Source organism: Streptomyces sp. NPDC002742 (assembly GCF_042888885.1).
GTDB lineage: Bacteria > Actinomycetota > Actinomycetes > Streptomycetales > Streptomycetaceae > Streptomyces.
In genome coordinates, this window is record NZ_JBIAQF010000015.1 from 156075 (window position 1) to 180398 (window position 24324).

A 24324-nucleotide genomic window follows, 5' to 3' on the forward strand; every position below is an offset into this window, starting at 1 on the left:
GGGCTCTTGAGAGGCGGGCTCGGCGGACCGGCCGGCGCCGGGCAGGCGTGTCGTCAAGGGCTGTGTCCCGGTACTGACTTCCCGTCCTCCCCTCACGCGCCGTCAGGCGGCGGGCGGCGGTGTGTCGGCCGCCGCCTGACGGCAGGGATCCAGGCTCACCTGGGTGAGTGGCGTGGCGTCAGTTGGATGCGCTGCCCGAGACCCACTGGCTCCACGGCATGTTCCAGTCGCTGAGACCGTTGTCCGGGGCCACCATGGACTTGTCCCCGGAGTTCTTGACGATCACGACGTCACCGATCATCGAGTTGTCGAAGAACCACGCGGCGGGCTGCTTGCCGTCGCCGGCGTTCCTGACGTCCTTCAGGCCCACGCAGCCGTGGCTGGTGTTGACCTTGCCGAAGACCGAGTCGGCGCCCCAGTAGTTGCCGTGGATGAACGTGCCCGAGGCGGTCAGGCGCATGGCGTGCGGTACGGCCTTGATGTCGTACGAGGGCTTGCCGTCCTTCTCCGTGAGGCCGACGGTCGCACCGTTCATGTGGATCTGACGGTACTTCTCGGAGATGACCATCCGACCGTTGTACGTCGGGTGCTCCGCGCTGCCGGACGAGATCGGGATGGTCTTGATCGTCTTGCCGTCCCGTACGACGGACATCTGCTTCGTCTTCGCGTCGACGGTGCTGATCTGGCTCCGGCCGATCTTGAACGTGACCGTCTTCTGGACGCCGTCGAGGCTCATCTTGACGGTGACGGTGGAGCCGGGCTTCCAGTAGTGCTCGGGGCGGAAGTCCAGGCGGTTGCTGTTGAGCCAGTGACCGACGATCTGCTCGCCGCTGCTGGAGCCGACCTGGATCTTCGACTCCACGGCGGCCTTGTCGCCGATCGCCTTGCCGAAGTCGAAGGTCACCGGCATGCCCACACCGACGGTCGAGCCGTTCTCGGGGGAGAGGTGCCCGAGGAAGTCGTTGGCCGGGGAGACCGTGGAGATCGCGGCGTTCTCGGTGGCGGAGCGGCCCTTCGCGTCCTCGGCCTCCGCGGCGACCTGATATCGGGTGGCCTGCTTCAGTGGGCCGATCGACTTCCAGGACGTGCCGTCCGCGGACAGGGTGCCCGGAACCTCGGTGCCGGTCGCGACGGCGGTCATGGTCACCTTGGTGAGCCTGCCGTCGCTGACGGTGACGTTCACGGGGTCGTTGATCCCGAGGCCGTGGGCTTGGCCGGGCGTGATCCTTATTCGGGCGTCGGAAGTGTCCTGGGTGTCCGCCTGATTCGCCTGTGCCTGCGTTTCCGGGTGAGCCCCGGTGTCGTTGGTGGCGGCGTAGCTGGTGCCGCCCAGCGCCGTGAGTGCGAGTGCGCCGGCCGTAGCCATCAGCCCGGTGCGTCGCTTGCGTGCGGTGATCAAACGCTTCTCCCATGCCGCTGGTCGTTGAATCCCTCGGCTGATTGCCGGAGGGGTAATCAGCTCCAAAGAAGCATTTTTGCTCATTAGTCCGTTTTAGTGGGTGGATTGTGGTGGGTTTCACGCGTTGCGCGTCGGTCGCCGGGGCTCCGCCCGACGGCCGGATGGCGCGTGATCGATTCGCTCTCGCCGATCGGTGCGGGCCGTACGGCGATACGGAGGCGAGGGGCCCGGTGTGACCGGCGCCCGGTCCGCTGCCCGGCCGCTGACCCGCGCCCGGTCCGCTGCCCGGCCGCCTCGACGTCGGAGCGGACTGGAACCGAGGTCGTGGCGCAGGCTTCGGGCCGGCTGGTGGCGATCACTTCCCTTTCGCCGCACCCGGCCGTGGCCTCACCTGTCGGAGATCCCGGAGAGCCATGCCGTGTCCTCCGGGCCGGGTGCTTCGAGGCCGGGTGCGGGGAGCCGGCGGACCTCGCCCGTGCGCAGGGCGATCGTGGCGCGCGGCTGCATCGGCCCGTGACCCCTGCGTGAGACCAGGACGAGTTCCCAGACCGTCGCGGTCATGGCGTCGAGCCGGGTGGCGCAGTCGGCGCTGACGCGCCGCGGATCCCGGGTCCGGCCCAGGGACAGATGCGGAGTGAAGTTCTTGGACCGCCCACGGCAGAGCGGAAACCGCTGCTGCAGCACGTGGTGCAGGTCCTCCCACGGTGCCTTGCCGGCTGCCGCCGGATCGAGCCACACGGTGGCGTACGACCTGTGCCGGAAGGTCCGCACCCCGTCCAGCAGGGCGGCGAAGACCGGCGCCTCGGCCGTCGCCGCGGCGAGCAGCGGGGCGGCCCGCTCGAAGTCGGACTCGGGCACGAAGGGGAAGAGCACATTGACGTGCGGCGGCCAGCGGTGGATCTGCGGATCGTGATCCCGGCGGATGTCCTGGATCGGCGGCCACAGCTCGGCGGGCGGGATCCAGGCCACCGCTGTGCGCGCCGTCGGGGGCGGCCCGAGGGCGCCGACGCGTTCTCCCCGGCCGAAGTCCGGATCCGCTCGCGGGTTCCGCGTCCGGTCGGCGTGCGATGCGCCGATGTGGTCCACCCCCGCTGCCCGGTCCCGCGGGTCCCGGCGGCCCGGGTGGCCGATCTCGTCGTTGGTTCGCATCACGCGTCCTCTCCCGCTGTCACTCCTTCTCCTCCTCCTCAAGGGTGCCGTTGGTCCTGTCCTTCGGTCCTGTCCCTCGGTCCTGATCCCTTGGTCCGGTGCCCGTGCGTGTTTCCGTGACGTTAAACGTGATGTTGAATACGGAAGCAGTTTTGACATGAACACTTCCGTTAAGTGGTTGCCCGCTGTACCAAATGAGGGCCAGCTTTTCCCGCTCAGGGAGGTCCTGTGAGACGCGTCAAATTGCGATCCACCCTTGTCGTCTTCGGTCTCGCGATGATGTTCGGCCTGGTGCTGACCGGTCCGGCGGATGCCGCCGGACCGGCCTATGTCGCGCTGGGGGACTCGTACTCGGCCGGCAACGGCGCAGGGAACTACGACAGTTCGAGCGGAGACTGCCACCGCAGCCTCAGTGCCTACCCCTACCTGTGGAAAAACGCCCACGCACCGTCCTCGTTCGCCGACACTTCCTGCTCCGGCGCGATCACCACGGACGTGACGAGCGGTCAGCTCGCCCCGCTGAACTCCTCCACCGGCCTCGTCTCTCTCACCATCGGCGGCAACGACGCCGGCTTCTCGGACGTCATGACCACCTGCGTGACCGGCTCGGACACCGACTGTGTCAACCGGGTGAACACGGCCGAGAGCTACGCCCGGAACACCCTCCCCGCCCGCCTGGACGCCACCTACGACGCCATCCGCGCGAAGGCGCCCAACGCCAAGGTGGTCGTCCTGGGCTACCCGCACATGTATACGCTCAACGTCTTCTGCGTCGGCCTCAGCACCACCAAGCACAGCAAGATCGACGAGGCTTCGGACGTCATCGACGGTGTCATCGCCGGCCGTGCCGCCGCCCACGGTTTCGTCTTCGGGGACGTCCGCACCGCGTTCGGCGGCCATGAGCTGTGCTCCAGCAACGGCTGGCTGCACTCCCTGGTGGTCTCGCCGAGCTGGGAGTCGTACCACCCCACCGCCACCGGCCACGCCAGTGGCTACTACCCCGTCCTCAACGCCAACAGCTGACCTCCCCCGGGGCGAGTCGGCCTGGCTCGCCCCGCCGGACCTCCGTCGTCGAACGGCGGGCCGGACCCGCTCGGCCGTTTCGGCGGCCGACCTCCGCAAGAAGCCCGAATCGGTACTCGGACGAGTCCAGGCGGGGCGCGATCGAGATCGTGCGGTCGTCGGGCCGGGACGGTGACGACGGCGCCAGGGAACCCGGGATCGCCCTCGGGCCGGGACGGTGGCGACGGCGCCCGGGGACCCGGGATCCTCCCATCCTGAGCCGCGCCCGCCGGGCCCGTCACTGATACTGGGAAAATGGGCAAACTTGGGCGATACGTCCCAGCGAGCCGACGGGGCGGCCGCGTGCCACCGAAGGGCGGTCTCCCGGAAGGCGGGCCGCCGGAAGCCGGCCCGAAGGCCGGTCACCATTCGGCCGGCCGACGTTTGCTGTCGTTGCGGAAGCCGCGCAGCGTCGCCGGTCAGGTCTTCCTGCTTCAACTGGTGGTCGTCCTGCTGCTCATCGCCACGGCCGTGGTGGTGCTCGTGATCCAGGACCGAAACCGCGCGATCCATGAAGCCGCCGACCGGTCACTGGTGGCGGCCGAGTCGTTCGCGAACGCCCCGGGCACCGCGGACGCGATGAAGAGCGATGACCCGACAGCGGCGCTCCAGCCGCATGCCGAGGCGGTGCGCAAGAAGACCGGTGTCGACTACGTCGTGGCGCTGAGCCCGTACGGCTTCCGGTGGACCCACCCGGACCCGGACCAGATCGGGAAGCACGTCTCCACCTCCTACGGCCAGGCACTCCAGGGCGAACCCCACCAGACCACGTTCGACAGCAGTCTGGGGAAGGCGGTCGACTCGACGGTGGCCGTCTTCGACGAGAAGGGGACCGCGGTCGGCCTGGTCACCGTGGGCGTCACGGTGGACAAGGTGACCAGTGTGGTGAAGAACCAGCTGCCGGTGCTCTTCGCCGCGGGTGGCGTCGCGCTGCTGCTGGCCGCGGGCGGGTCGGCACTGGTCAGCGGGCGTTTGCGGCGCCAGACCCGGGGCCTGGGGCCGGTGGAGATGACCCGCATGTACGAGCACAACGACGCGGTGCTCCACGCGGTCCGTGAAGGCGTGATCATCCTGGACGGTGACGGACGGCTGCTGCTGGTCAACGACGAGGCGCGCCGGCTGCTCGCACTGCCGCCGGAGGTGGAGGGCAGGCCGGTCACCGGACTCGGGCTGAGCCCGGCCCTGGCCGGACTGCTGGGATCGGGCCGGCCGGCCACGGACAAGGTCTTCCTTGCCGGGGACGTCCTGCTCGCGGTCAACGTGCGGCCGGTGGGCCCGAAGGGGGGCAGTGTGGCCACCCTGCGGGACACCACGGAGCTGCGCGCCCTCGCGGGCCGGGCGGACGTGGCGGGCGGACGCCTGCGACTCCTCTACGAGGCCAGTACGCGGATCGGTACCACCCTCGACATGAGGCGCACCGCCGAGGAGCTGACCGAGGTGGCGGTCCCACGCTTCGCCGACTTCGCCACCGTCGAGCTGCTGGAGCCCGTGCTGCAAGGCGGTGAACCGACGGGGGCGAGTATGGAAATGCGCCGTATCGCAGCCGCCGGCATCCGGGAGGACGCGCCCCTCCACCCTGTCGGGACGCTCAAGCGCTATGTGCCAGGCAACCCCGTGGCCATCGGCATATCCACCGGCCGGCCGATCCTGGTGGCGCGGCTCGCCGACGCCGACGGATGGCGGGCACAGGACCCGGAGCGGGCGCAGAAGGTCATCGAATCCGGTATCCACTCCATGATCTCGGTTCCGCTCCGGGCCCGGGGCCAGTTGCTGGGAGTCGTGGAGTTCTGGCGTTCGGAGCAGGACCCTTTCGAGCCGGACGACCTGTCCCCCGCCGAGGAACTCGCCGCACGGGCGGCCGTGTGCATCGACAACGCGCGCCGATACACCCGCGAGCACACCACGGCCGTCACCCTCCAGCGCAGCCTGCTGCCCGGCGTACTCCCCGAGCTGTCCGCCCTGGAGGTCGGGCACCGGTACCTGCCCGCCCAGGCGGGGGTGGGCGGCGACTGGTACGACGTCATCCCGCTGCCGGGGGCCCGGGTGGCCCTGGTGGTCGGCGACGTCGTCGGACACGGTCTGCACGCCGCCGCGACGATGGGCCGGCTGAGGACCGCGGTGCACAACTTCGCCGCCCTGGACCTGCCTCCGGACGAGCTTCTCGCGCACCTGGACGACCTGATCACCCGGATCGACCAGGACGCGGCGGCCGAGGGCAACACCGAGGCCGTCACCGGTGCCACCTGCCTGTACGCGGTCTACGATCCGGTCTCCGGGCGGTGTGTTCTCGCCCGGGCCGGTCATCCGGGTCCGGCGCTGGTCTCGCCCGACGGCTCCGTGACCTTCCCCGACATCCCCGTCGCCCCGCCGCTCGGCGTGGGAGGAGGCCTGCCGGTCGAGACGGCCGTACTCCGGCTGGCGGCCGACAGCCGGCTGGTCCTCTACACCGACGGCCTGGTCGAGGCCCGCGGCCGTGACATCGACGTCGGGCTCGGCATGCTGAAGGAGGCGCTCGCCGGTACGGACGGCGCCACCCCGGACGACACCTGCCGGGCGGTGCTCGACGCGATGCTGCGCACCAAGGCGAGTGACGATGTCGCCCTGCTCGTCGCACGCACCCGGCTGCTCGACCCGGAGCAGGTCGCGGAGTGGGACGTGCCCGCCGACCCCGCGGCCGTCCCCCGGATCCGCGCCGAGGGCACCCGCAGGCTGGAATCCTGGGGCCTCGGCGAGGCCGCCTTCACGACCGAGCTGATCCTCAGCGAACTGGTGACGAACGCCATCCGGTACGGAGGGAGCCCCATCAGTCTGCGGCTGCTGCGCGACCGCGACAGCCTGATCTGCGAGGTCGCCGACGGCACCAGCACCTCCCCGCACCTGCGCCGCGCGGCCTTCACGGACGAGGGGGGCCGTGGTCTGTTCCTCGTCGCGCAGATGTCCAGCCGCTGGGGGACCCGGTACACCGACCGAGGGAAGATCATCTGGGCTGAGCAGGCGCTCGACGCCGGAGCCGTCGGGGATCTGAGCGGTCTGTGGATGGCGGACCTGTGAAGCGGGACGGAGACCGGACCGCCGCCCCGGGGCGCGCGCACGCCCGGAGCGTTCAGGAACCGCCGACCGTGAAGTAGGGGATCTTGGCCGGGTCCTGGCCGAAAGCGGCCCCGAGGTAGACAGCCGACAGTTTGGTGAGCGTTCCGTCGTCGATCAGCTGCCTGATGACCCGGTCCAGCTGGTCCCTGTTGGCCGACCCCTCCGGGTACAGGGCGCCGTAACCCTGGTCGGTCCTGTACTGGCCCACGAGGCGCACCCTGCCCTCCCGCTTCTGGGGATACGCCAGCAGGATCGTCGTGTCGTGGACGACCGCGTCGATCTGTCCCTTCTCCAGCGCCGTGACCATCGCCGGGTCGTTGGGGAAGGCGGTGACGGGCTTGGTCGGCTTGAGGCGGTTCTTGACGAACTCCTCGCCCGTGGTGCCCTCGGCCACTCCGATGCGGACGTCACGGATGTTGTCCTCGTTGATCTTCTCACCGTCCCTGATCAGCACTCCCAGGGTCGAGGAGAGATAGGGCGGGGAGAACTCGGCGACCTTGCTCCGTTCCGGGGTGATCGTGATCTGTGCCAGGGCCAGGTCGAAGTCCTTCGTCCGGCCGGACACGACCTCCGGAAAGGGGGCGTTCTCGACCTTCACCCGGTCGAGTCCGGACCGGTAGGCGATGTTGGCGGCCATGCAGTACTCGTAGCCGCTCTTGATGGAGTCCGGCGTGTCGCCGTTCCACCAGCCGGGCGCGGGCAGGGTCGTTTTGACGGTGAGCGCGCCCGCCGTCAAGGGTGACAGGTGAAACTCCCCGTGGTGTCCCGAGACCGGGCACTCGCCGTAGTGCGCCTTCGGCGCCGTTGAGCCGCCCTGGTCACAAGCCGATGTCGCGACGATGAGCGCCACGCTGACAGCCAGAGAGACGATCGCTGCCGCGGCGCGCATCATTGCACCTCCGGTAGGGGCATACTCCTTGAGTCACCATAAATCACCCCGAGCCATACGACTGCCCGAGCCACGTGTGAGGACTCCGGGGCGCGGGTCGGGCCGCCCGTCTTCATCCGGGGTTCCTGCGTTCTGGTCCCGGGGGCCGGGACCCTCTCCCGTGACGGGCGGCCGGTCGGTCGGCGCGCGGTGGTCAGAGGAGAGCGTCGAGGGCGGACAGGAGAGGTTCGGAGTCGTCCCGGAAGTAGAAATGGCCGCCGCGGAAGAGGCGCAGCCGGGTGGAGACACTGCTGTGCCGGCTCCACAGCCGGAGCTGGTCGGCGGTGACGACGTCGGTGTCCCCGCCGAAGACCTCGATGGGCACGGGCACCGGAGCCCCGGGGCGGTGGACGTAGTTCTCCAGCAGGGTCAGGTCCGCCCGGAACGCCGGAAGGAACAGGGCCATCAGCTCGGGATCCCGTGCCACCTGCCGCGGAATCCCGCCGTACCGGTCGATGAGCGCGGCAGCCAGTTCCGCGTCCGGCCGCTCGTGCAGCCGGGGCGCGTCGCGGGGCAGGTGCGGGGCGGCGAAGGCGGAGACGACGAGCCGTTCGGGCAGCGGCCGGCCGCGGGCGGCCAGCTCACGGGTGACCTCGTAGGCCACCAGCGCGCCGAGGCTGTGCCCGAACAGCACGTAGGGCGCGGCGAACGAGGTGGCGTCGAGCAGCGCGTTCACCAGGTCGTCCAGACGGGTCAGGGCCGGTTCGGCGGCGCGGCCCGCCCGGCCCGGCAGCCCGATGCCGTACACCTGGGTGCCCGGCAGATCGCGCCCCCAGCGGACGTATTCGCCCGCCGACCCGCCCGAGTGCGGGAAGCAGTACAGGTTTCGGCCGGGAGCCACCGGCAGCGGCCTGCCCACCAGCCAGGGACCGGGCCGGCCGGGGGCCGCGGCGGGCCCGTCGGCCGGGGCGGTCGGTGTGGAGGAAGGACCGGAGGCGGTCATGAGGTGAGGGCTTTCCCGGAGGTCGAGGTGGCTGCCCCACGCTCTTCCAGCCATGCGGCGAGGGCCGCGGCGGACTGGCAGCGCAGGATGTCGGCGGTCGTGACGTTCACCGAGAAGGCGGACGCGGCCCATGAGGCGAGCTTGGTGGCGGTGAGGGAGTCCCCACCCAGGTCGAAGAGACTGTCGGCGGGCTCGACGTCGTCGAACCCCAGGGCCTGTCCGAAGGACGTGAGTACCGCTGCCAGGACCGCCGACCGCTCCTGCCCGGCGGCCGGCCCGGTTCCGGCGGTGCGCCCGGTCCCTGCGGCCTCCGGAGGTTCCACCGGGGGGTACCCCGGGACGGTGTCCGCCAGGAGGGTGTCCCCTCCGGCGGCCGCGGGCCGGGGCGTGGCCGGGAGCACCGGCGGCACCAGGTAGGTGCGGCGCTCGAACGGATAGGTGGGCAGCACGACCCGGCGCCGCGGCCGCCCCCCGTGCAGGGCGTCGAAATCCACCGCCGCGCCCCGGGCCCACAGCGCGCCCACCCCGGACAGCAGGGTGGCCGCCCCGGACGCCTCCTCGGCGGGATGCGGGGTGAGGTGGACGACCGACTGCTTCGCGTCGTAGCCGGGGTGCTGGCGGGCCAGCGTCGAAAGGGTCCGCCCCGGCCCCACGTCCACCAGGATCCGGTCGGGCGTGCCGAACAGCGCGCTGAGCACCTCGCCGAACCGCACCGGACGGCGCAGGTGGCGGACCCAGTAGTCCACCGACCGCACCTGGTCGGGGGAGGCCCAGTCGCCGGTGGTGTCCGACAGCACGGGCAGCACGGGCCGCTCCCGGTGCAGCCGGCCGACGAAGTCGGCGAACTCGTCGATGATGGGCTCGACGAGGGGAGAGTGGCCCGCGGTGGCGATGCGCAGCAGCCTGGCCTCGAACCCGCGGCCGGTGAGTTCCTCGGCGAACCGGGCGACGGCGCCGGCCGGTCCGGTGACGGTGCACTGCCCCGGCCCGTTGACCGCGCCGACGGTCACCTCCGGCGGCAGCAGCGGAAGCAGTTCCTCCTCCGGCAGACGAACCGCGGCCATGGCGCCGGCCGGTACCGTGCCGAGCAGCCGGCCCCGTTCGACGACCAGCCGCGCGGCGTCCCCGGGGGCGAAGACCCCGGCCACGCAGGCCGCGGCGTAGGCGCCCAGACTGTGCCCGGTGACCGCGCTCGGCCGCAGCCCCCACGACTCCATCAGTCTCGCGGTGGCGTACTGGACCGCGAAGACAGCCGGCTGGGAGACCGCGATGGTGCCCAACCGCTCGGCGGCGGTGGCCCGTTCGGCGTCGGTGTCCGGGCAGAGCACCTCACGCAGGTCCATCCCGAGCGGCGCGGCGGCGGCCTCCGCGACCTCGTCCAGATACCGGCGGAACTCCGGTTCACCCTCGTACAGTTCGGCCGCCATCCCGACGTGCTGCCCGCCCTGTCCGGCGAAAAGCAGGACCAGTTCGGTGCCGGAGTCCGCCGGGGACCCCGCGGTGCCGGTGGCCGCGCGCAGCGCCGCCGCTGCCCCCGCTCCGTCGCGGGCCACCACGAACCTGCGGTGCGCGTGGTGGGTACGCCCGCTCCGCAGCGTCCACGCGGCGTCGGCCAGCCGGGTGTCCGGCCGGGCGTCGAGATGGTCACCGAGCCGGATGGCCGCCTCGTCCGCGGCCCGCGCGGTGCGGCCGGAGACCACCAGCAGCTGGGGACCGGCGGCGGTCCGCGGGGCTTGGCGGTCCGGGGCCTGTTCCACTACGACGTGAGCGTTCGTGCCGCCCACCCCCAGCGCGCTGACCCCGGCGATGCGCGGGCCGGAGGCCTCCCACGGCGCTGTCTGCGCGTTGACCACGAAGGGCGAGGACGCGAAGGCGATGGCGGGATTGGGCCGTTGGAAGTGCAGGCTGGCGGGGATGACGCCGTGCTCCACCGCCAGAACGGTCTTGATCAGGCCGACGACGCCGGCCGCCGAGTCGGCGTGGCCGATGTTGCTCTTCACCGAACCGATCCGGCAGTAGCCACGCCGGTCGGTGCTCTCCCGGAACGCCTTGGTCAGCGCCGCCACCTCGATGGGATCCCCGAGCGCGGTGGCGGTGCCGTGCGCCTCCACGTACCCGATGTCGCCGGCGTCGACACCGGCCACCAGATGCGCGGCCCGCACCACTTCGGCCTGCCCGGTGACACTGGGGGCGGTGAAGCCGATCTTCTGGCGGCCGTCGTTGTTCACCGCCGAGCCGCGGATGACGGCATGCACATGGTCGCCGTCCTCCAGGGCGTCCAGCAGCGGGCGCAGCACCACCAGGCCCACCGCGCTGGCGCCGACGGTTCCGGAGCTGTCGGCGTCGAAGGTACGGCAGTGCCCGTCCGCTGCGACGATGCCGCCGGGCGTGTAGCGCATCCGGGGAAGGTGCGGCAGCACACTGGCGCCGCCCGCCAGTGCCATGTCGCACTCACCGTTCAGCAGGGCCTGCACCGCCACGTGCACCGCGACGAGCGAGGTGGAGCAGGCGGTCTGGACGGTCAGCGCGGGGCCCGTCAGGTTCAGGTGGTAGGCGATCCGGGTGCTGAGGAAGTCGGGAGCGGTGGCCTGCCGCAACCGCCACTCGTCGACGAACGGCAGCTCGTCGATGCGGGCCCGTACCGTCTCGGCGTACCCGTTGCCCGAAGCGCCCACGAACACTCCGGTCACCGGGCGGTCGTCGGAGCCGTGTCCGGCGCGTTCCATCGCCTCGTACGCGCACTCCAGCAGCAGGCGCTGCTGCGGGTCGGTGATGAGCGCGTCGTTGGGGGACAGGCCGAAGAAGGCCGGGTCGAAGTCACCGGCACCGTCCAGCACACCGTAGGCCGGTACGTACTCGGGATGATCCGGGTCCGACCGGTCGGTCAGGACGCGGACCGTCTCCCGGCCCGCCAGCAGGTTCTCCCAGAAGCTCTCCAGGTCCTGGGCGCCGGGGAACCGGCCGGCCATGGCGACCACCGCGACCAGGTCTTCCTGCGCGTTCGGTTCGTCGGGTGTCATCGGGTGTCCTCCAGAAAGTACGGTCGGGGGTGGATCGGCGACCAGGGGCGGGGCCGAGGGGGCTGACGGCCGGTCAACCGCGCGCCGTTTCACCGCTCGCCGCAGGCGGTTCCCCAGGGGCTTCCCCGGCGGCATCCTCAGCGGCTTGACCGCCGGCGGTGGCCAGGCCCGGGGAGGCGGAGGCGGCGGGCGCCGGAGCGGTGCCGATGCCGCCGACGACGAACAGCACCGCCGCCACCAGCTGAAGTGCCACCAGCCCCGCGAAGGCGTGCGGCAGCCCCGACCGCTCCGCGGTCGTGCCGGCCAGCACCCATCCCATCGTGCCGCCGAGCAGTGCCAGGGCCGTGGCGACGGTGAGCGCCTCGGGGCGCTGCTCCGCGGGTATCCGCAGCACCCGGACGGTGGCGACCGGGGCGCTGGAGACGCCGTTCAGGAATCCGACACCCAGAAGCAGCCCTGTCAGGCCGGGCATGTTCAGGGGCAGCAGCAGCCCGGTGAAGGCGATACCCAGCGCGATCCGTCCGCCCAGCGCCAGCCGTCGGGCGGGCAGCCGACGCATGAGCCGCCCGGCCAGCAGGGTGCCGGCCAGCGCGCCACCGCCGAAGGCGGTGAGCAGCGAACCGGCGACCACGGACGAGCCGCCTTCCCGGGTCACCGCGATGACCGGCAGCAGCGCGAAGAGCGCCTGCCAGGCCATCTCCCCCAGCGCGAGCGCGACCGACCAGTTGCCCAGCAGCCGGTCCGACAGCAGCAGGCGCAGTCCGGCCGCGGGAGAGCGCCGCGCCGACGAGGGCGACGGCCAGCCGGTCCGCGGCAGGTAACGGCGCAGCAGAACGGCGGACAACAGGAAGCTCAACGCGTCCAACAGCAGTACCCGGGGCGCTCCCAGCAGGGAGATGAGCAGGCCGCCGAGGACCGGGCCCAGCAGCACGCTCAGCCGGGTGGCACTCTGCAGCGCGGCGTTGGCGCGGCCGAGCAACTGCTCGTTCTCACCCACCACGGTGGGCAGGATCGACTGCTGGCTCGCCGTGTACGGAGCGTAGAACGCGCCGATCACGAACATCACGGCGACGAAGACGGCGGTGTTCAGCTGCCCGAGGAAATACAGCACGGGCAGCAGCGCCACCAGCGGGCCGCGCAGCGCGTCACCGACGAGCATGACGCGGCGCGCCCCGATCCGGCCGGTCCACCTGGCCCCGAAGAACCCGAACACGGCGATCGCCGCGACCTGGGCCCCCATGACGAGGCCCATGTCGGTGGCGGATCCGGTCAGTTGAAGTACCAGCCAGGGCATGGCGACCGCGCTGATCTGGGTGCCGAGCATCGACACCGTCTCGGCCACCATGATCACCCGGAGGGTGCGGTGGTGCCGGATCCCGGCGGGCGGGTCCACCGCTGTCTGTGCGGGGTTGCTGATGGTCATGTCACGCGCCTTCCGTGCCGTTGCCGCGTCGCCTGTCGCGCCGTGCCTGCCGTCCGGCCGCCCTGGACCGCCGGGACGCACCGGGCTGCGACGCCGGCCCGTTCTCCGGGCTGAGCGCGCGGGCCAGCGAGGAGACCGTGGTGTGCTCGAACAACAGCGTGATCGGAATGTCCCGGCCGAAGGCCACGACGAGCCTGCTGTGCAGCTTGGCCAGGACCAGCGAGTTGCCGCCCAGGTCGAAGAAGTTGTCGTGCACGCCGACCTCGGGCAGACCGAGGACGTCCGACCACAGCGCGGCCACCCGACGTTCGGTGCCGTTGCCGGGCGCGGTGAATCCGGCCGCGCCGACCAGATCGGTCCGGCCGGGCTCCGGCAGCGCCGCGTGGTCCACCTTGCCGCTGGTGGTCAGCGGCAGCGTGGGCAGTACGACGACGGCCTCCGGGACCATGAACGCGGGCAGTTCGGCGCGGGCCCGCTCCAACAGGCCGCCGGTGTCGGGCCGTTGGCCGACGGCGGGCACCACGTAGGCGACGAGCGACGGGGTGCGCCGCGGGTCGCCCGTGACGGCGGCCAGTTCGACCTCCGGCTGTCGCAGCAGGAAGTGCTCGATCTCGCCGGGCTCGACGCGGTAGCCGCGGATCTTCAGCTGCCTGTCGGCGCGGCCCAGGTACTCCACACGGCCGTCGGCGAGCCGGCGTCCAAGGTCACCACTGCGGTAGACGCGCAGCGGAGCGCCGTCCAGTTCGACGGTGGTGAACCGCTCGGCGGTCAGTTCCGGCCTGCGCAGGTATTCCGCGGCGAGACTGGCGCCGGCCAGGTGGATCTCTCCGTCGACGCCCACCGGGCAGCGGCGGCCGAGCGCGTCGAGCACCAGCATCCGCACGCCCGCGATGGGCCGGCCGATGCAGTTGAGCGGCGCGTCGTCCCGCGCTGTCATCACCTGTTCGGACGAGGCGACCGTGTTCTCGGTCGGACCGTAGGAGTTGAGCAGCCGGTAGGGCAGGTCCGCCGGCGGGCGCTGGGAGAGCGCGGCGCCGCCGATGCCCATCCAGCGCAGCCCGCGCGGGGCGCTGCCCGCGCTCCACACCGCCTCCGCCAGCGAGGTGGTGAGGAAGGCCACGGTCGCCCGCCGTCCGTCGATCCAGTCGCCGAGGGTGGAGGCGGACACCGTCTCCTCGTGCGGGACGAGGCACGCCCCGTTCACCAGCGCCTGCCAGACCTCCATCTGAGAGGAGTCGAAGCCGACAGAGAGCAGATGGGTGCACCGGTCGTCGGGACCGATGCCCTGGGTGGCCCCGGTGGAGCGGGCCAGGTTGGCGATACCGCCGTGCCTGACCACCACGCCCTTGGGACGGCCGGTCGTGCCGGAGGTGTAGATGACGTACGCGGTCGCTTCGGGGGACCAGTCCGAAGCGGTGCCCGACTCGATGCTCTCCGGGTCCTCCGGAAGGTCCGTCACCTCGACGACGACGGCGCCGGAGGCGGCCGGTCGGGGCAGCCCCGGGGCGGTCAGCAGCACGGCGGCCCGCACGTCCTCCAGTACGAACTCCTGCCTGGCGGTGGGCCAGGACGGGTCGAGCGGACAGAACGCGGCCCCGGCGAACCAGGCGGCCAGCATGCCGACGACGAAGTCCTCGCCGCGTTCCAGCAGCAGGGCCACCACCGGCTCGGACTCCGGCAGCAGCGGCCGTACTGCGGCGGCCACCCGGCGGGCCCGTTCGACCAGGGCGCGGTACCCGAGCGTGCCGCGTCCCGATTCGATCGCGGGGGCGTCGGGGCGGATCCGGGCCTGCTCCAGGAGGAGTGCCGGCACGGTCGCGACAGCCGCCGGCTCGGGGCCGGTCTCCCAGGCCCGGATCCGGGCGGACTCCTCGGGCGTCAGCAGGTCGAACCGGTCCACCTCGACGTCCAGGCTGTCCGGGATCCGGCCCAGCAGGGTGCCCAGGGTGTGCGCCGTCTGCTCGATGTCGGAGCGGCGGAAACGGCCTCCGTGGTAGGCGATCCGGCCGTGCAGCCGAGAACCGTCGAGCGTGAGGGCCACGGTCATGCCGAGCTTGCCGGTGAACGCGGCGCCCTCGCCGTCGATCTCGACCGCCCGCAGTGTGCGGCCGCCGAGCGTCGCCGGGCGGGACGCGGCGGTGGCGAAGGCGAGCGAGACGTCGGCGTACGGGGTGCGGCCCGGCCGGCGCTGCGGGTTGAGCCTTGCGACAACGTCCTCGAAGGGTGTCTCGCCGTGGGCGAACGCCTCCAGGGTGGCATCCCGGGTAGCCGTCAGAGCGTCGCGGACCGTCATGCCGGGGACGAACCGGGAGCGGAGCGTGACGGTGTTGAGCAGCGGACCGAACACCTCGGCCAGGCCGGGCCGTCCCCGGTTGGTCAGCGGTGTGCTGACCACGGTGTCGTCGCCGTGGGTACGCCGGTGCAGCACGATGGCGAGCGCGGTCGCCACCGTCATGAACGGGGAGACGCCGCACTGAACCTGCAGGGCGCGCAGCCGGTCACCTGTCCCGGCCGGGACGACCACGTCGACCACGCCGTGCGGAGCCTCCCGCTCCGGCACCGGGAAGTCGGTGTAGACGGGGGCACCGGCGAGCTGTTCCTGCCAGTAGGACAGGTCGGCCTCGTGCCCGGGTCCGTTCCGGAAGGCTTCCTGCGCCGCGACGAAGTCCCGGTACTGGGCGGGGCGCGCGCCGGCCGCCAGGCCGGTGAGCGACGTGGCGACGGCCGCGGCCAGCGCCTCGGCGTCGGCGGGGGCGACCCGGTCGCCCTGGTAGGACAGGACGGCGCTCAGTTCGCCGTCCTCCTCGGCGACGGTCAGCGTCAGGCCGAACTTCGCCTCGTGCTTCCACAGCGACTCGGCGAACAGGGGCCGCAGTTCGGCGTCGCCGAGCAGCGTCCGGCGGTCGCCGCGCAGGTTCATGTTGAGGACGACGTCCGTGTACGGGGCCCGGCCGGGCACGTGGTCGGGCTTGAGCCGCTCCAGTACCTCGTCGAAGGGGGTTCCGGCGTGTTCGAAGGCATCCAGGACCTCGGTGCGCATGGCGTCCAGCGCGTCCCGGACGGTGCCGCCCGGGGCCTGCCGGGAACGCAGCACCACCGTGTTGAGGCACGGCCCGAGCAGACCGGCGAACTCGGGCCCCCGGACGGCGGCCGGTACCCCGAAGGTCAGCGTGGACCGGCCGGTCCACGTGTGCAGCTCCACCGACAGCGCCGCGGCGACCAGCGTGAACCAGGTGGCGCCGTGCTCGGCCATCACCGGGCGCAGCCTGCCGAGCAGGCCGGCCGGCAACGGTACCCGTACGGCCCCGTTCTCACCGGCTCGCACGGGAGCGGGCAGGTCGAGCCGGGCGGGCAGTCCGGCCAGCCGGTCCTGCCAGAAGTCCAGTTCGACGGCGCGGCGCGCCGGGTCTGCGGCCTCCAGCGCGGCGGTGTAGGCGCGGTACTGCGAGGAGGGCGGCGCGGAGGGGACCCCGGCGAGAGCGTCCTCGTAGCAGCGACGCAGTTCGCGCAGGAGTACCGGTATCGACTCCCCGTCGATCACGAGGTGGTGCAGGCACAGCATCACCGCCTGGCCGCGGGGGCCGAGGTCGGCCACGGCGGCGCGCAGCAGGCGGCCGGAACCCAGGTCGAACGGCTGCCCGGCGGCGGCGTCCAGCCAGCGGGTGGCCGCTTCCCCGGCGCTGTCCGCGTCCTGCGGCGCGAACGCCTCCACGCCGGGCCGCCATGGTTCCAGGACGACCTGCCGGATGGTGCCGGCGCGGGGCCGGAAGGCGGTCCGCAGGATCTCGTGGCCGGCGACGACCCGGGCCAGCGCCTCCTCCAGGACGGCCGGGTCGACGCGCCCGGTGACGGTCCAGCCCAGGAAGACGTTGCCGCCCGAGCCACCGCCGGCCTGTTCCGCCAGCCACATCCGCCGCTGGAAGGCACTGGCCGGACCGGCTTCGCCGGCCGCGACCGGTGCCCCCGCGGCGGACGGGGAAAGGACGGGCGCGGCCGCGGTCACCGGCGCCGGGAGTGTGGTCGGTGCCGGTTCCGGGGTGGTCCTGAGGCCGGCCGGCCGGCGGTCGGTACGGTGTCCGGTCACCGCGTCGATCAGCGCGGCCAGGTCGCCGAGCCGAGGTGTCTCGAAGAGCGTCTTGATCGGCAGGTCGGCGCCGAACCGTTCGGCGATCTCGCCGACCAGCCGCACCGCCAGCATGGAGTGGCCGCCCAGCGCGAAGAACGAGTCCTCGTCGCCCACCGACGGTACGCCGAGAACCTCGCACCACACCGAGGCCAGCGCGACGGCGGTGGCCGACCTCGGCGCGGTCCGGCCGGCGTCACCGAGCCCGGCGGTCTCGGCCCGCAGCGCCGTCAGGTCCACCTTGCCGTTGGCGGTCAGCGGGATGCGCGGCACGACGTGGAAGAGCGACGGCAGCATGTACGACGGCAGCCGCCCGGCCAGGACGCCGCGCAGTTCGCGGACGGTCATCTCACGGGCGCTCTGGACCACGGCGACCAGCCGGTCGTCCTCGACGAAGACCACCGCGTCGGCGACGTCCGGGTGCTCGGTCAGACAGGTCTGCACCTCGCCCGGCTCGATGCGGTAACCGCGCAACTGCACCTGGGAGTCGGCCCGTCCGATGAACCGCAGGTTCCCGTCCGGCAGGTAGGCGGCCAGGTCACCGCTGCGGAAGAGGGTGCCGTCCGCGAAGGGCGAGGGGACGAAGCGCTCGGCGGTCAGTTCCGGGCGGTGCAGATAGCCGCCCGCCACGCCGGCACCACCGACGTAGATCTCGCCGACCGCGCCGACGGGGAGCAGCCGCCTGCCTGTGTGCCGGTCCAGCAACAGCAGCCGGGTGGTGGGGATCGGTACTCCGACCACACTGGTGTCGGCTGCCATGTCGGTCCGGGTCACGGTCCGCACGCTGGCGTGCACGGTCGTCTCGGTGATGCCGTACATGTTGACCAACCGCACCTGCGGGTGGCGCTCCGACCAGGCGGAGAGCATGGCCGGCTGCAATGCCTCGCCACCGAAGACGACGTACCGCAGGGCGCTGAGCCCGTCCGGCGACGACGGCTCCAGTCGCAGCAGCCTGCGGAAGGCGCTCGGTGTCTGGTTGAGCACCGTGACCCGCTCGCGCTGCACCAGCTCGAAGAAGAGCCGGGGGTCGCGGGTCTCGTCCTCGGAGACGAGCACCACGCGGCCGCCGTGCACCAGAGCGCCGAACAGCTCCCACACCGAGAAGTCGAAGGCATAGGAGTGGAACATCGTCCACACGTCCGAGGGCCCGAACGAGAACGGCATCCGGTCGTTGTCGAGCAGCCGCGCCAGGTTGCGGTGGGTGATCACCACACCCTTGGGGCGGCCGGTGGTGCCGGAGGTGTAGATGCAGTACGCCGCCGAGTCCAGCGTCACGGACGGCAGCGTCACGGAATCCGCCGGCCGCTCCCCGTCCAGCAGGCCGGCCAGCGGCAGCACCCGCCCGGAGAACTCGCTGCCGCCCGGCAGCGCTCCGGCGTCCCGCCCCGGCACCACCGCCAGCCGCACTCCGGAGTCGGCGAGGATGAACTCCCGGCGCTGCGCCGGGACCGCCGGGTCGACCGGCAGGTAGGCGGCTCCGGCCAGCAGCGTGCCGAGGATCGCGCGAACCTGGTCGGCCCCCCGGGGGAACAGCAGCGCGACCAGCTCGCCGGGACGCACACCGGCCTCCACCAGTCCGCGGGCCACCGCTTCGGCGTCGGCCAGGAGCTCCGCGTAGCCGATCCGGGTACCGCCGTCCGTGAGCGCCACCGCGCCGGGACGGGCCAGTGCCTGGCGCCGGATCAGTTCGTGGACCGGCGTCTCCTCGTACCCGGCGCCGGTGGAGTTCCACCGGACGAGCTGGGTGGTCCGCTCGTCCGGGGTCAGCGGGTCGGTGTCGGACACCTCGCGGTCGGGACGCTCGGTGAGCTGCCGCAGCATCGCCTCGTAGTGGACGGCCATGGCGCTGATCTGGTCGGGGCCGAAGTACAGGCCGTTGTAGACCAGGTGGCCCCGGTGGCCGCCGTCCCGCGGCTGGAGGCACAGGTGCAGGTCGTACTTGCCCCGGCCTCCCGCGGTGTCCACCGGCTGCGCGGTGATGCCGTCCCGGCCGGAGACCGGCGAGGCCGCGGGCAGGTAGCTGTAGAGGACGTCGAACAGTGCGGTGCGGCTCATGTCCTTCGCCGGGTTGACCAGCCGCACCAGTTCGTCGAAGGGCGCCCGGTCGTGTTCCCGGGCGTGCGCGGTCTCCGCCGCCGTGTCCGCGACCAGTTCCGCGAAGCTGCGGCGCGCCCGCGGACGCAGCCGGACCGGCAGCAGGTTGCCGAGCGGGCCGACCACGTCCTGGTCAGCGTCTGTCCGCCCCGGGTGGGACAGACCCAGGACCATGTCCTCCTGGCCGGTGTACCAGTGCAGCAGGGCGGCGAAGGCGGCGAGCGTCACCTCCGGCACGCCCGTGCCGAGCCGCTCGGCGGTCTCCCGCAGCGCCAGGCCGGCCGGCAGATCGAAGGAGACCGACCGCTCCTCGTACACGTGGATGGCGGCACGGGTACGGCGCTCGGGCAGCCGGACCGGGTCCGGAACCGGCTCCAGCACCGCGCCACGCTCCGTCAGGTCCCTCTTACGGACGTCCGGGTCGCCCGCCTCCAGCCACTCCCGGTAACTGGAGGGCCGGGGAGCCGTGCCGGACAGGCCGGCCAGCACTTGTTCACCGATGAGCCGCAGCGACGTGATGTCCACGACCGCCTGGTGTCCGCAGAGCGCCAGCCAGCCGCCGGCCGTGCCGTCCTGCGGCAGCACGGCCAGCCGCAGCAGCGGCCCGTCGCCCAGCTCGAACGGGGCCGCGGCCCACTCCGCCAGGGCGGGCGGCACCTCGGCGCCGTCCTGCGCGGCGACGGCCGGCAGCCACTGCGGGACGGCCGTGACCTCCGGCCGGATCCGCTGGGCGGCGCGCCCGTTCACGTCGGCCAGTTCGGTGCGCAGCGCCTCGTGGGCGCCGACCACCGCGTGCAGCGACCGGGTCAGCAGGCCGTGGTCCGGCAGGCGGTCCAGCCGGAGGTAGAGCGGCAGGTTGTGGTAGGTCGGTGAACCGGGGTAGAGGTGCCCGGACTCGAACCGGTCGACGAACCACATGCGTTCCTGGTGCGCGGAGGCCGGGTGCGACCGCCGGCCGGAGCCGGAGGGCGAGGTGGAACCCGTCGCGGAGGAGGGCGCCTCCGCGTAGTTGGTGTCCAGCTCGCGCAGCAGCAGGGTCTCGCACTCTCCGTCCCACAGCAGGTGGTGCAGACAGACGAACAACACCTGCCCGCCCGCGCCGAGTTCGACGAGTGCCGCGGTCAGCAGCCGGCCGGAGGCGAGGTCGAACCGCTCGTGCGACGCGCTCCGCAGCCAGTCGCGCAACGCCTGTTCGGGGTCGGGCCGGTCACTGAGATCGACCTGCGTGACCTCGGGGGCCCACGGCTCCCGCACGGTCTGCATCAGCTCGCCGTCCACCTCGTGGAACGCTGTGCGCAGCATCTCGTGGCGTGCCACGGCGGCGGCCAGGGCCGCACGCACGGAGGTGGCGTCCAACGGGGTGTCGGTGCGCCAGGCCAGTGGCACGTTGTAGGCGGCCGGGTCCTCGGCCACCCGCTCGGCCAGCCAGATCCGGCGCTGGAAGCTGGAGGCCGGGAACGTGTCGATCGGCCGCGCGACGTGTTTGTCGGTGCCGGTGCCGGTGCCGGTGCCGGTGCCGGTATCGGGGGCGGTATCGGGGGCGGGGGCCACCGCCGGGACGGTGGCCGCTGTCGTGGGGCCGGCTTCGGCGGCGGGGACGGCTTGTGCGGTGAAGTCGGCGAGCCGGGGGTGTTCGAAGAGCATGCGAATGGAGGCGGGGCCACCGAAGCGGCGGGTGACGGCGAGCACCAGTGTCTCCGCCAGGAGGGAGTGCCCGCCGAGTTCGAAGAACGAGTCCTGGGCGTGGACCGGTCCGCTGCCGAGGACGTCCTGCCAGACCTCGGCCATCCGGGCGACCCGCTCGTCGCCGTCCGGGAGTCCGGAGGCCGCGAGGGACGCACCGGCGGATTCATGAGTGGATTCGTCGGCCGCCGGCCCGGTGGACGGGTGCGCGGCAGACACTCCGGCGCCCCGGACGACCCCGGAGAGCCTGGCATCGGGATCGTCGGCGATGGCCCTCAGCACCCGCAGGTAGTCGGCGGCCATGGCCCGCACGTTGGCCGGGCCCACAGCGCCGACCGGGTCCTTCCACAGCAGATGGGTACCGGCGCTGTCCTCGCGGACCATCAGGGCGAGGGCGAAGCCGGCGCTGCTCTCCATGTCGAGCAGCGCCAACGACGCTTCGTCGCCGTCGGCCCGCAGCCGCAGGTCCTGCACGTCCACGCCGTCACGCAGCCCGGCGTGCCAGAACTGGAAAACGGTCTGGTGGGTGCGGCGCCGGGCGTCCGGCCCGGTCAGCCCGGCCGCGCGCATGATGGCCGGCAGCGGCAGCTCGCCGTGGCCGAGTACGTCCTTGACCCGTCCGCGCACCCGGTCCAGCAGGTCGCGGAAGCTGTCGTCGGCGCGCACCTCGGCCCGTACCGGCAGCGCGTTGACGAAGTAGCCCACGCGGTCGCCCAGTTCCGGCAGGGTACGACCGTGGTACGGCAGGAAGGCCAGCACGTCCTCGGCCCCGCCGTACTCTCCCAGCAGGGCGAAGTACCCGCCCAGCAGCACGGTGACGTAGGAGATCCCCAGCCCGGCGGCGCGCTCCCGCAGCGCCACGGCGAGCTCGGCCGGCAACCGCTCACTGAACACCGTGTACTGCGGCTCCTCATGGCTTGCCGGCAGCGAGAAGGCGGTGGTCCCACCGGACAGCGCTGTCTTCCAGTAGGCACGGTGCTCCTCGCCGGCCGGTCCGTCGGCCAGCTCCCTGGAGCGCTCGGCGAAGGCGGCGAGTGCCGGAGCCTGGTCGTGGAAGGGCAGTTCCTCACCGGCGTAGGCGGCGCGCAGCGAGTCGAGCAGCAGCAGGACCGAGGCGCCGTCGTAGACCAGATGGTGCGCCGCGATCAGGAGCACCGTGTAGTCCGGCCCGTGCAGCAGGTCGACCCGGGCCAGCGGTCCCTCGCGCAGGTCGAACGGGACCTGCCAGCACTGTCGTACGGCGGTGTCCCGGTCCAGCGTGGTGTGTGTCTCCCGGACGGGGATCTCCGGCGCGTCGGACCAGTCGAGGGTCAGGCCGCCGTCCGACTCGGAGCTCACCCGCCCCCGCAGCTGCGGGTGGGCGCGGCCGATCTCCGCCACCGCCCGGCGGAGCCGCCCGAGGTCGAGGGTGCCGCGGACCTGGAACGGAGTGGGGATGATGTGGCTCCACTGGCCGGGATCCACCTTCCAGGCGATCCACATCGCCTCCTGCCCGACGGACAGCGGTATGGATGCGGTCGTCGTGCTCATGCGTGGTTCTCCTCGGGACGGGCAGTGGGCTCGGGGCTCGCGGGGGACGGGGGATCGAGGAAGCCGAACTCCGTACCCGCCATCCAGCCGGCGGAGACGGCGGCGAAGTCCGGGCCGGGCGGAGCGTCGAGTCGACGGCGCAGGTCGTCCACGCGGTGCCGGGCGGCGGAGCAGAAGACGTCGGCGAGCGGCTGGGCGCTCTCGTCACCGGAGCCCGACATGGCCGACGCGCGGGCCAGTACCAGGGACATGCCGAGGATCTCCCGGGCGATCCCGGCCAGCAGGATCAACACCCGCTCACGTGACGCCAGTTCCTCCCGGTCGGGGTGGCTGCGCGCCAGCTGGAGACAGGTACGCCCGAAGCGACGGGTCTCAGCCGCCGCGTACCGCAGGTGGTCCAGGTTGCGCGGGTCGAGGACGGCGCCGGTCAGGTCGGGCTCGGCCCCGTCCTCGGACAGCAGCGCGTCCGCGTCCTCCGGCTCGGGGTAGTAGTACGAAAGGATCGACAGCTTGCCGATCCAGTTGTCGATCTGGAAGTCGACTCCGCCGGAGATCCGCAGGTTGCGCAGGTCCCTGGTGAACCGCTCCAGCGGCACCGGTGGCGCACCACGCCTCCGCTTGCTCGCGGCGGTCTCGTACCCCTCGCCGGCCAGCAGCGACATGGCCCGGTCGGCGATGCCCCAGCTCAGCAGCGAGCTCGCGTTCTTCACCGCGTTCTGCTCGAACCGCAGGTTGAGTGTCCCGCTCCCGTCGTCGGGGAGCAGGCACCACTGGGCCATGGTCTCCACAGCGAACGTGTCGGCCAGCGAGTCGGCCAACTGCCGCTGCACCTCCTCGTACTGTGCGAGCGGCCGTCCGTCGATGATCCGGCGCGCGGCGAAGTCGCGCATCCACCCCACGCACAGCCGGGCCACCGCGAGGGAGGGCGCGGCTATCAGATGCATCCGGCCGCGCCCGACCAGCCGGGCCGTGGCCGGGGTGGTGCGGACGGCATGCCCGGCATCGCGCTCCACCAGCATCAGCTCGCCGGGCACCCGCACGTCCCGGAACTCCAGCCAGCCGTTGGGGAATCCCTTGATACCCATGTACTCGTGCCAGACGCCGCAGGTCACCCCGGGGCTGTCGGTACGGACGAAGAACATCCGCACCCGGTCCGCGCCGTCCTCGCGCACCGTCGCCGAGACACTGACCACTTCGGCCACGGGCGCGTGCCCCACGAAGACCTTCCGCCCGTTGAGCAGGTAGTCCTCGGTGCCGACGATCCGGGTGGCGGTGGTGGACCGGCGCTGGTTGGCCGCCCCTTCCGGTTCGCTGTCCGCGCTGGCGGACCGGCCTCCGCGCCGCACCACATCGGTGAGCAGGTCGCGCAGCGGGCCCTTCGGCACCACCGACAGGAAGGCGCTCGCACCCAGGGCGTTCTCGATGGCCAGGGAGAGCGCCACCGGGGTGGAGACGGAGGCGGCGGCCGCCACCATCCGGAAGGTGTTGTAGTGCGAGAGTCCGTGGCCGCCCAGGGAGGGGGCGGCCTGGAGGGCGAAGTAGCCGCGCCGTCCCAGTTCGTCGAGGAGGCCGTCGGGCAGCCTGCGGCGACTGTCGGTCTCGTCGGGATCGACCCGGTCACGCAGCAGTGCGGTCAGCTCGCCGATGAGGTGGTCGCCGGTCCGGGCGTCCTCGGGATCCTGGACCGGGAAGCCGCGGACGAGGTCCCATCGGAAGCGGCCCTGGTAGACCTCCTCCAGGAAGCTGGGACGGTCCGGGTCGCTGGTGGCGTTGCGTGTGGGGGGTGCCAAAGCAAGTCCTCAGGTGTAGCGGGGGTACAGGGCGGACGGAGGCCTGCGGCGCCGACGGCGGCGCGCGAAGCGGGGCAGTGGGAACTGCCC

General features: G+C 72.4%; 10 protein-coding genes. 2 read left to right on the forward strand and 8 right to left on the reverse strand.

The genetic code is table 11. From position 1 onward, the window contains the following. Nucleotides 1-178: 178 nt before the first annotated feature. Both ACFYW8_RS26875 and ACFYW8_RS26880 read right to left on the reverse strand, forming a co-directional pair. A complete protein-coding gene (locus ACFYW8_RS26875) occupies nt 179-1399 on the reverse strand; it encodes an Ig-like domain-containing protein (RefSeq protein ID WP_389081193.1) in 1221 nt (406 codons plus the stop codon). 387 nt (nt 1400-1786) lie between these two features. Continuing rightward, nucleotides 1787-2548, reverse strand: coding sequence for a 2'-5' RNA ligase family protein (locus tag ACFYW8_RS26880; protein WP_389081198.1), 762 nt, complete (start codon nt 2546-2548; stop codon nt 1787-1789). A gap of 228 nt (nt 2549-2776) precedes the next feature. Between ACFYW8_RS26880 and ACFYW8_RS26885 the strand changes: the two genes are divergently transcribed. Together ACFYW8_RS26885 and ACFYW8_RS26890 are read left to right on the forward strand one after the other, a co-directional pair. Next, nucleotides 2777-3571, forward strand: a complete 795-nt coding sequence (locus ACFYW8_RS26885; protein ID WP_389081203.1) for an SGNH/GDSL hydrolase family protein — start codon at nt 2777-2779, stop codon at nt 3569-3571. 294 nt (nt 3572-3865) lie between these two features. Continuing rightward, nucleotides 3866-6661, forward strand: a complete 2796-nt coding sequence (locus ACFYW8_RS26890) for a SpoIIE family protein phosphatase (protein WP_389081208.1) — start codon at nt 3866-3868, stop codon at nt 6659-6661. Nucleotides 6662-6713: 52 nt separating this feature from the next. Here ACFYW8_RS26890 and ACFYW8_RS26895 read toward each other — a convergent pair whose 3' ends face one another. From ACFYW8_RS26895 to ACFYW8_RS26920, 6 genes are all read right to left on the reverse strand, one after another. Then, nucleotides 6714-7589 (reverse strand): ABC transporter substrate-binding protein, encoded by an 876-nt coding sequence (locus tag ACFYW8_RS26895; RefSeq protein ID WP_389081213.1) that lies wholly within the window; start codon nt 7587-7589, stop codon nt 6714-6716. Nucleotides 7590-7782: 193 nt separating this feature from the next. Further along, nucleotides 7783-8571 (reverse strand): thioesterase II family protein, encoded by a 789-nt coding sequence (locus tag ACFYW8_RS26900; protein WP_389081217.1) that lies wholly within the window; start codon nt 8569-8571, stop codon nt 7783-7785. Further along, nucleotides 8568-11591 (reverse strand): type I polyketide synthase, encoded by a 3024-nt coding sequence (locus ACFYW8_RS26905; RefSeq protein WP_389081220.1) that lies wholly within the window; start codon nt 11589-11591, stop codon nt 8568-8570. Before ACFYW8_RS26905 ends, ACFYW8_RS26900 begins: the two co-directional genes overlap by 4 nt. A gap of 73 nt (nt 11592-11664) precedes the next feature. Beyond that, on the reverse strand, nt 11665-13014 hold the full coding sequence (locus ACFYW8_RS26910; RefSeq protein WP_389081226.1) for an MFS transporter: 1350 nt from the start codon (nt 13012-13014) through the stop codon (nt 11665-11667). Between the two features lies 1 nt (nt 13015). Further along, on the reverse strand, nt 13016-22444 hold the full coding sequence (locus tag ACFYW8_RS26915; protein ID WP_389081232.1) for an amino acid adenylation domain-containing protein: 9429 nt from the start codon (nt 22442-22444) through the stop codon (nt 13016-13018). Beyond that, nucleotides 22441-24234 carry an acyl-CoA dehydrogenase family protein gene (locus tag ACFYW8_RS26920; protein ID WP_389081237.1) on the reverse strand — a complete coding sequence of 598 codons (1794 nt, stop codon included), beginning with the start codon at nt 24232-24234 and terminating at the stop codon, nt 22441-22443. The genes ACFYW8_RS26915 and ACFYW8_RS26920 overlap by 4 nt, the downstream gene beginning before the upstream one ends. Nucleotides 24235-24324: the final 90 nt, after the last annotated feature.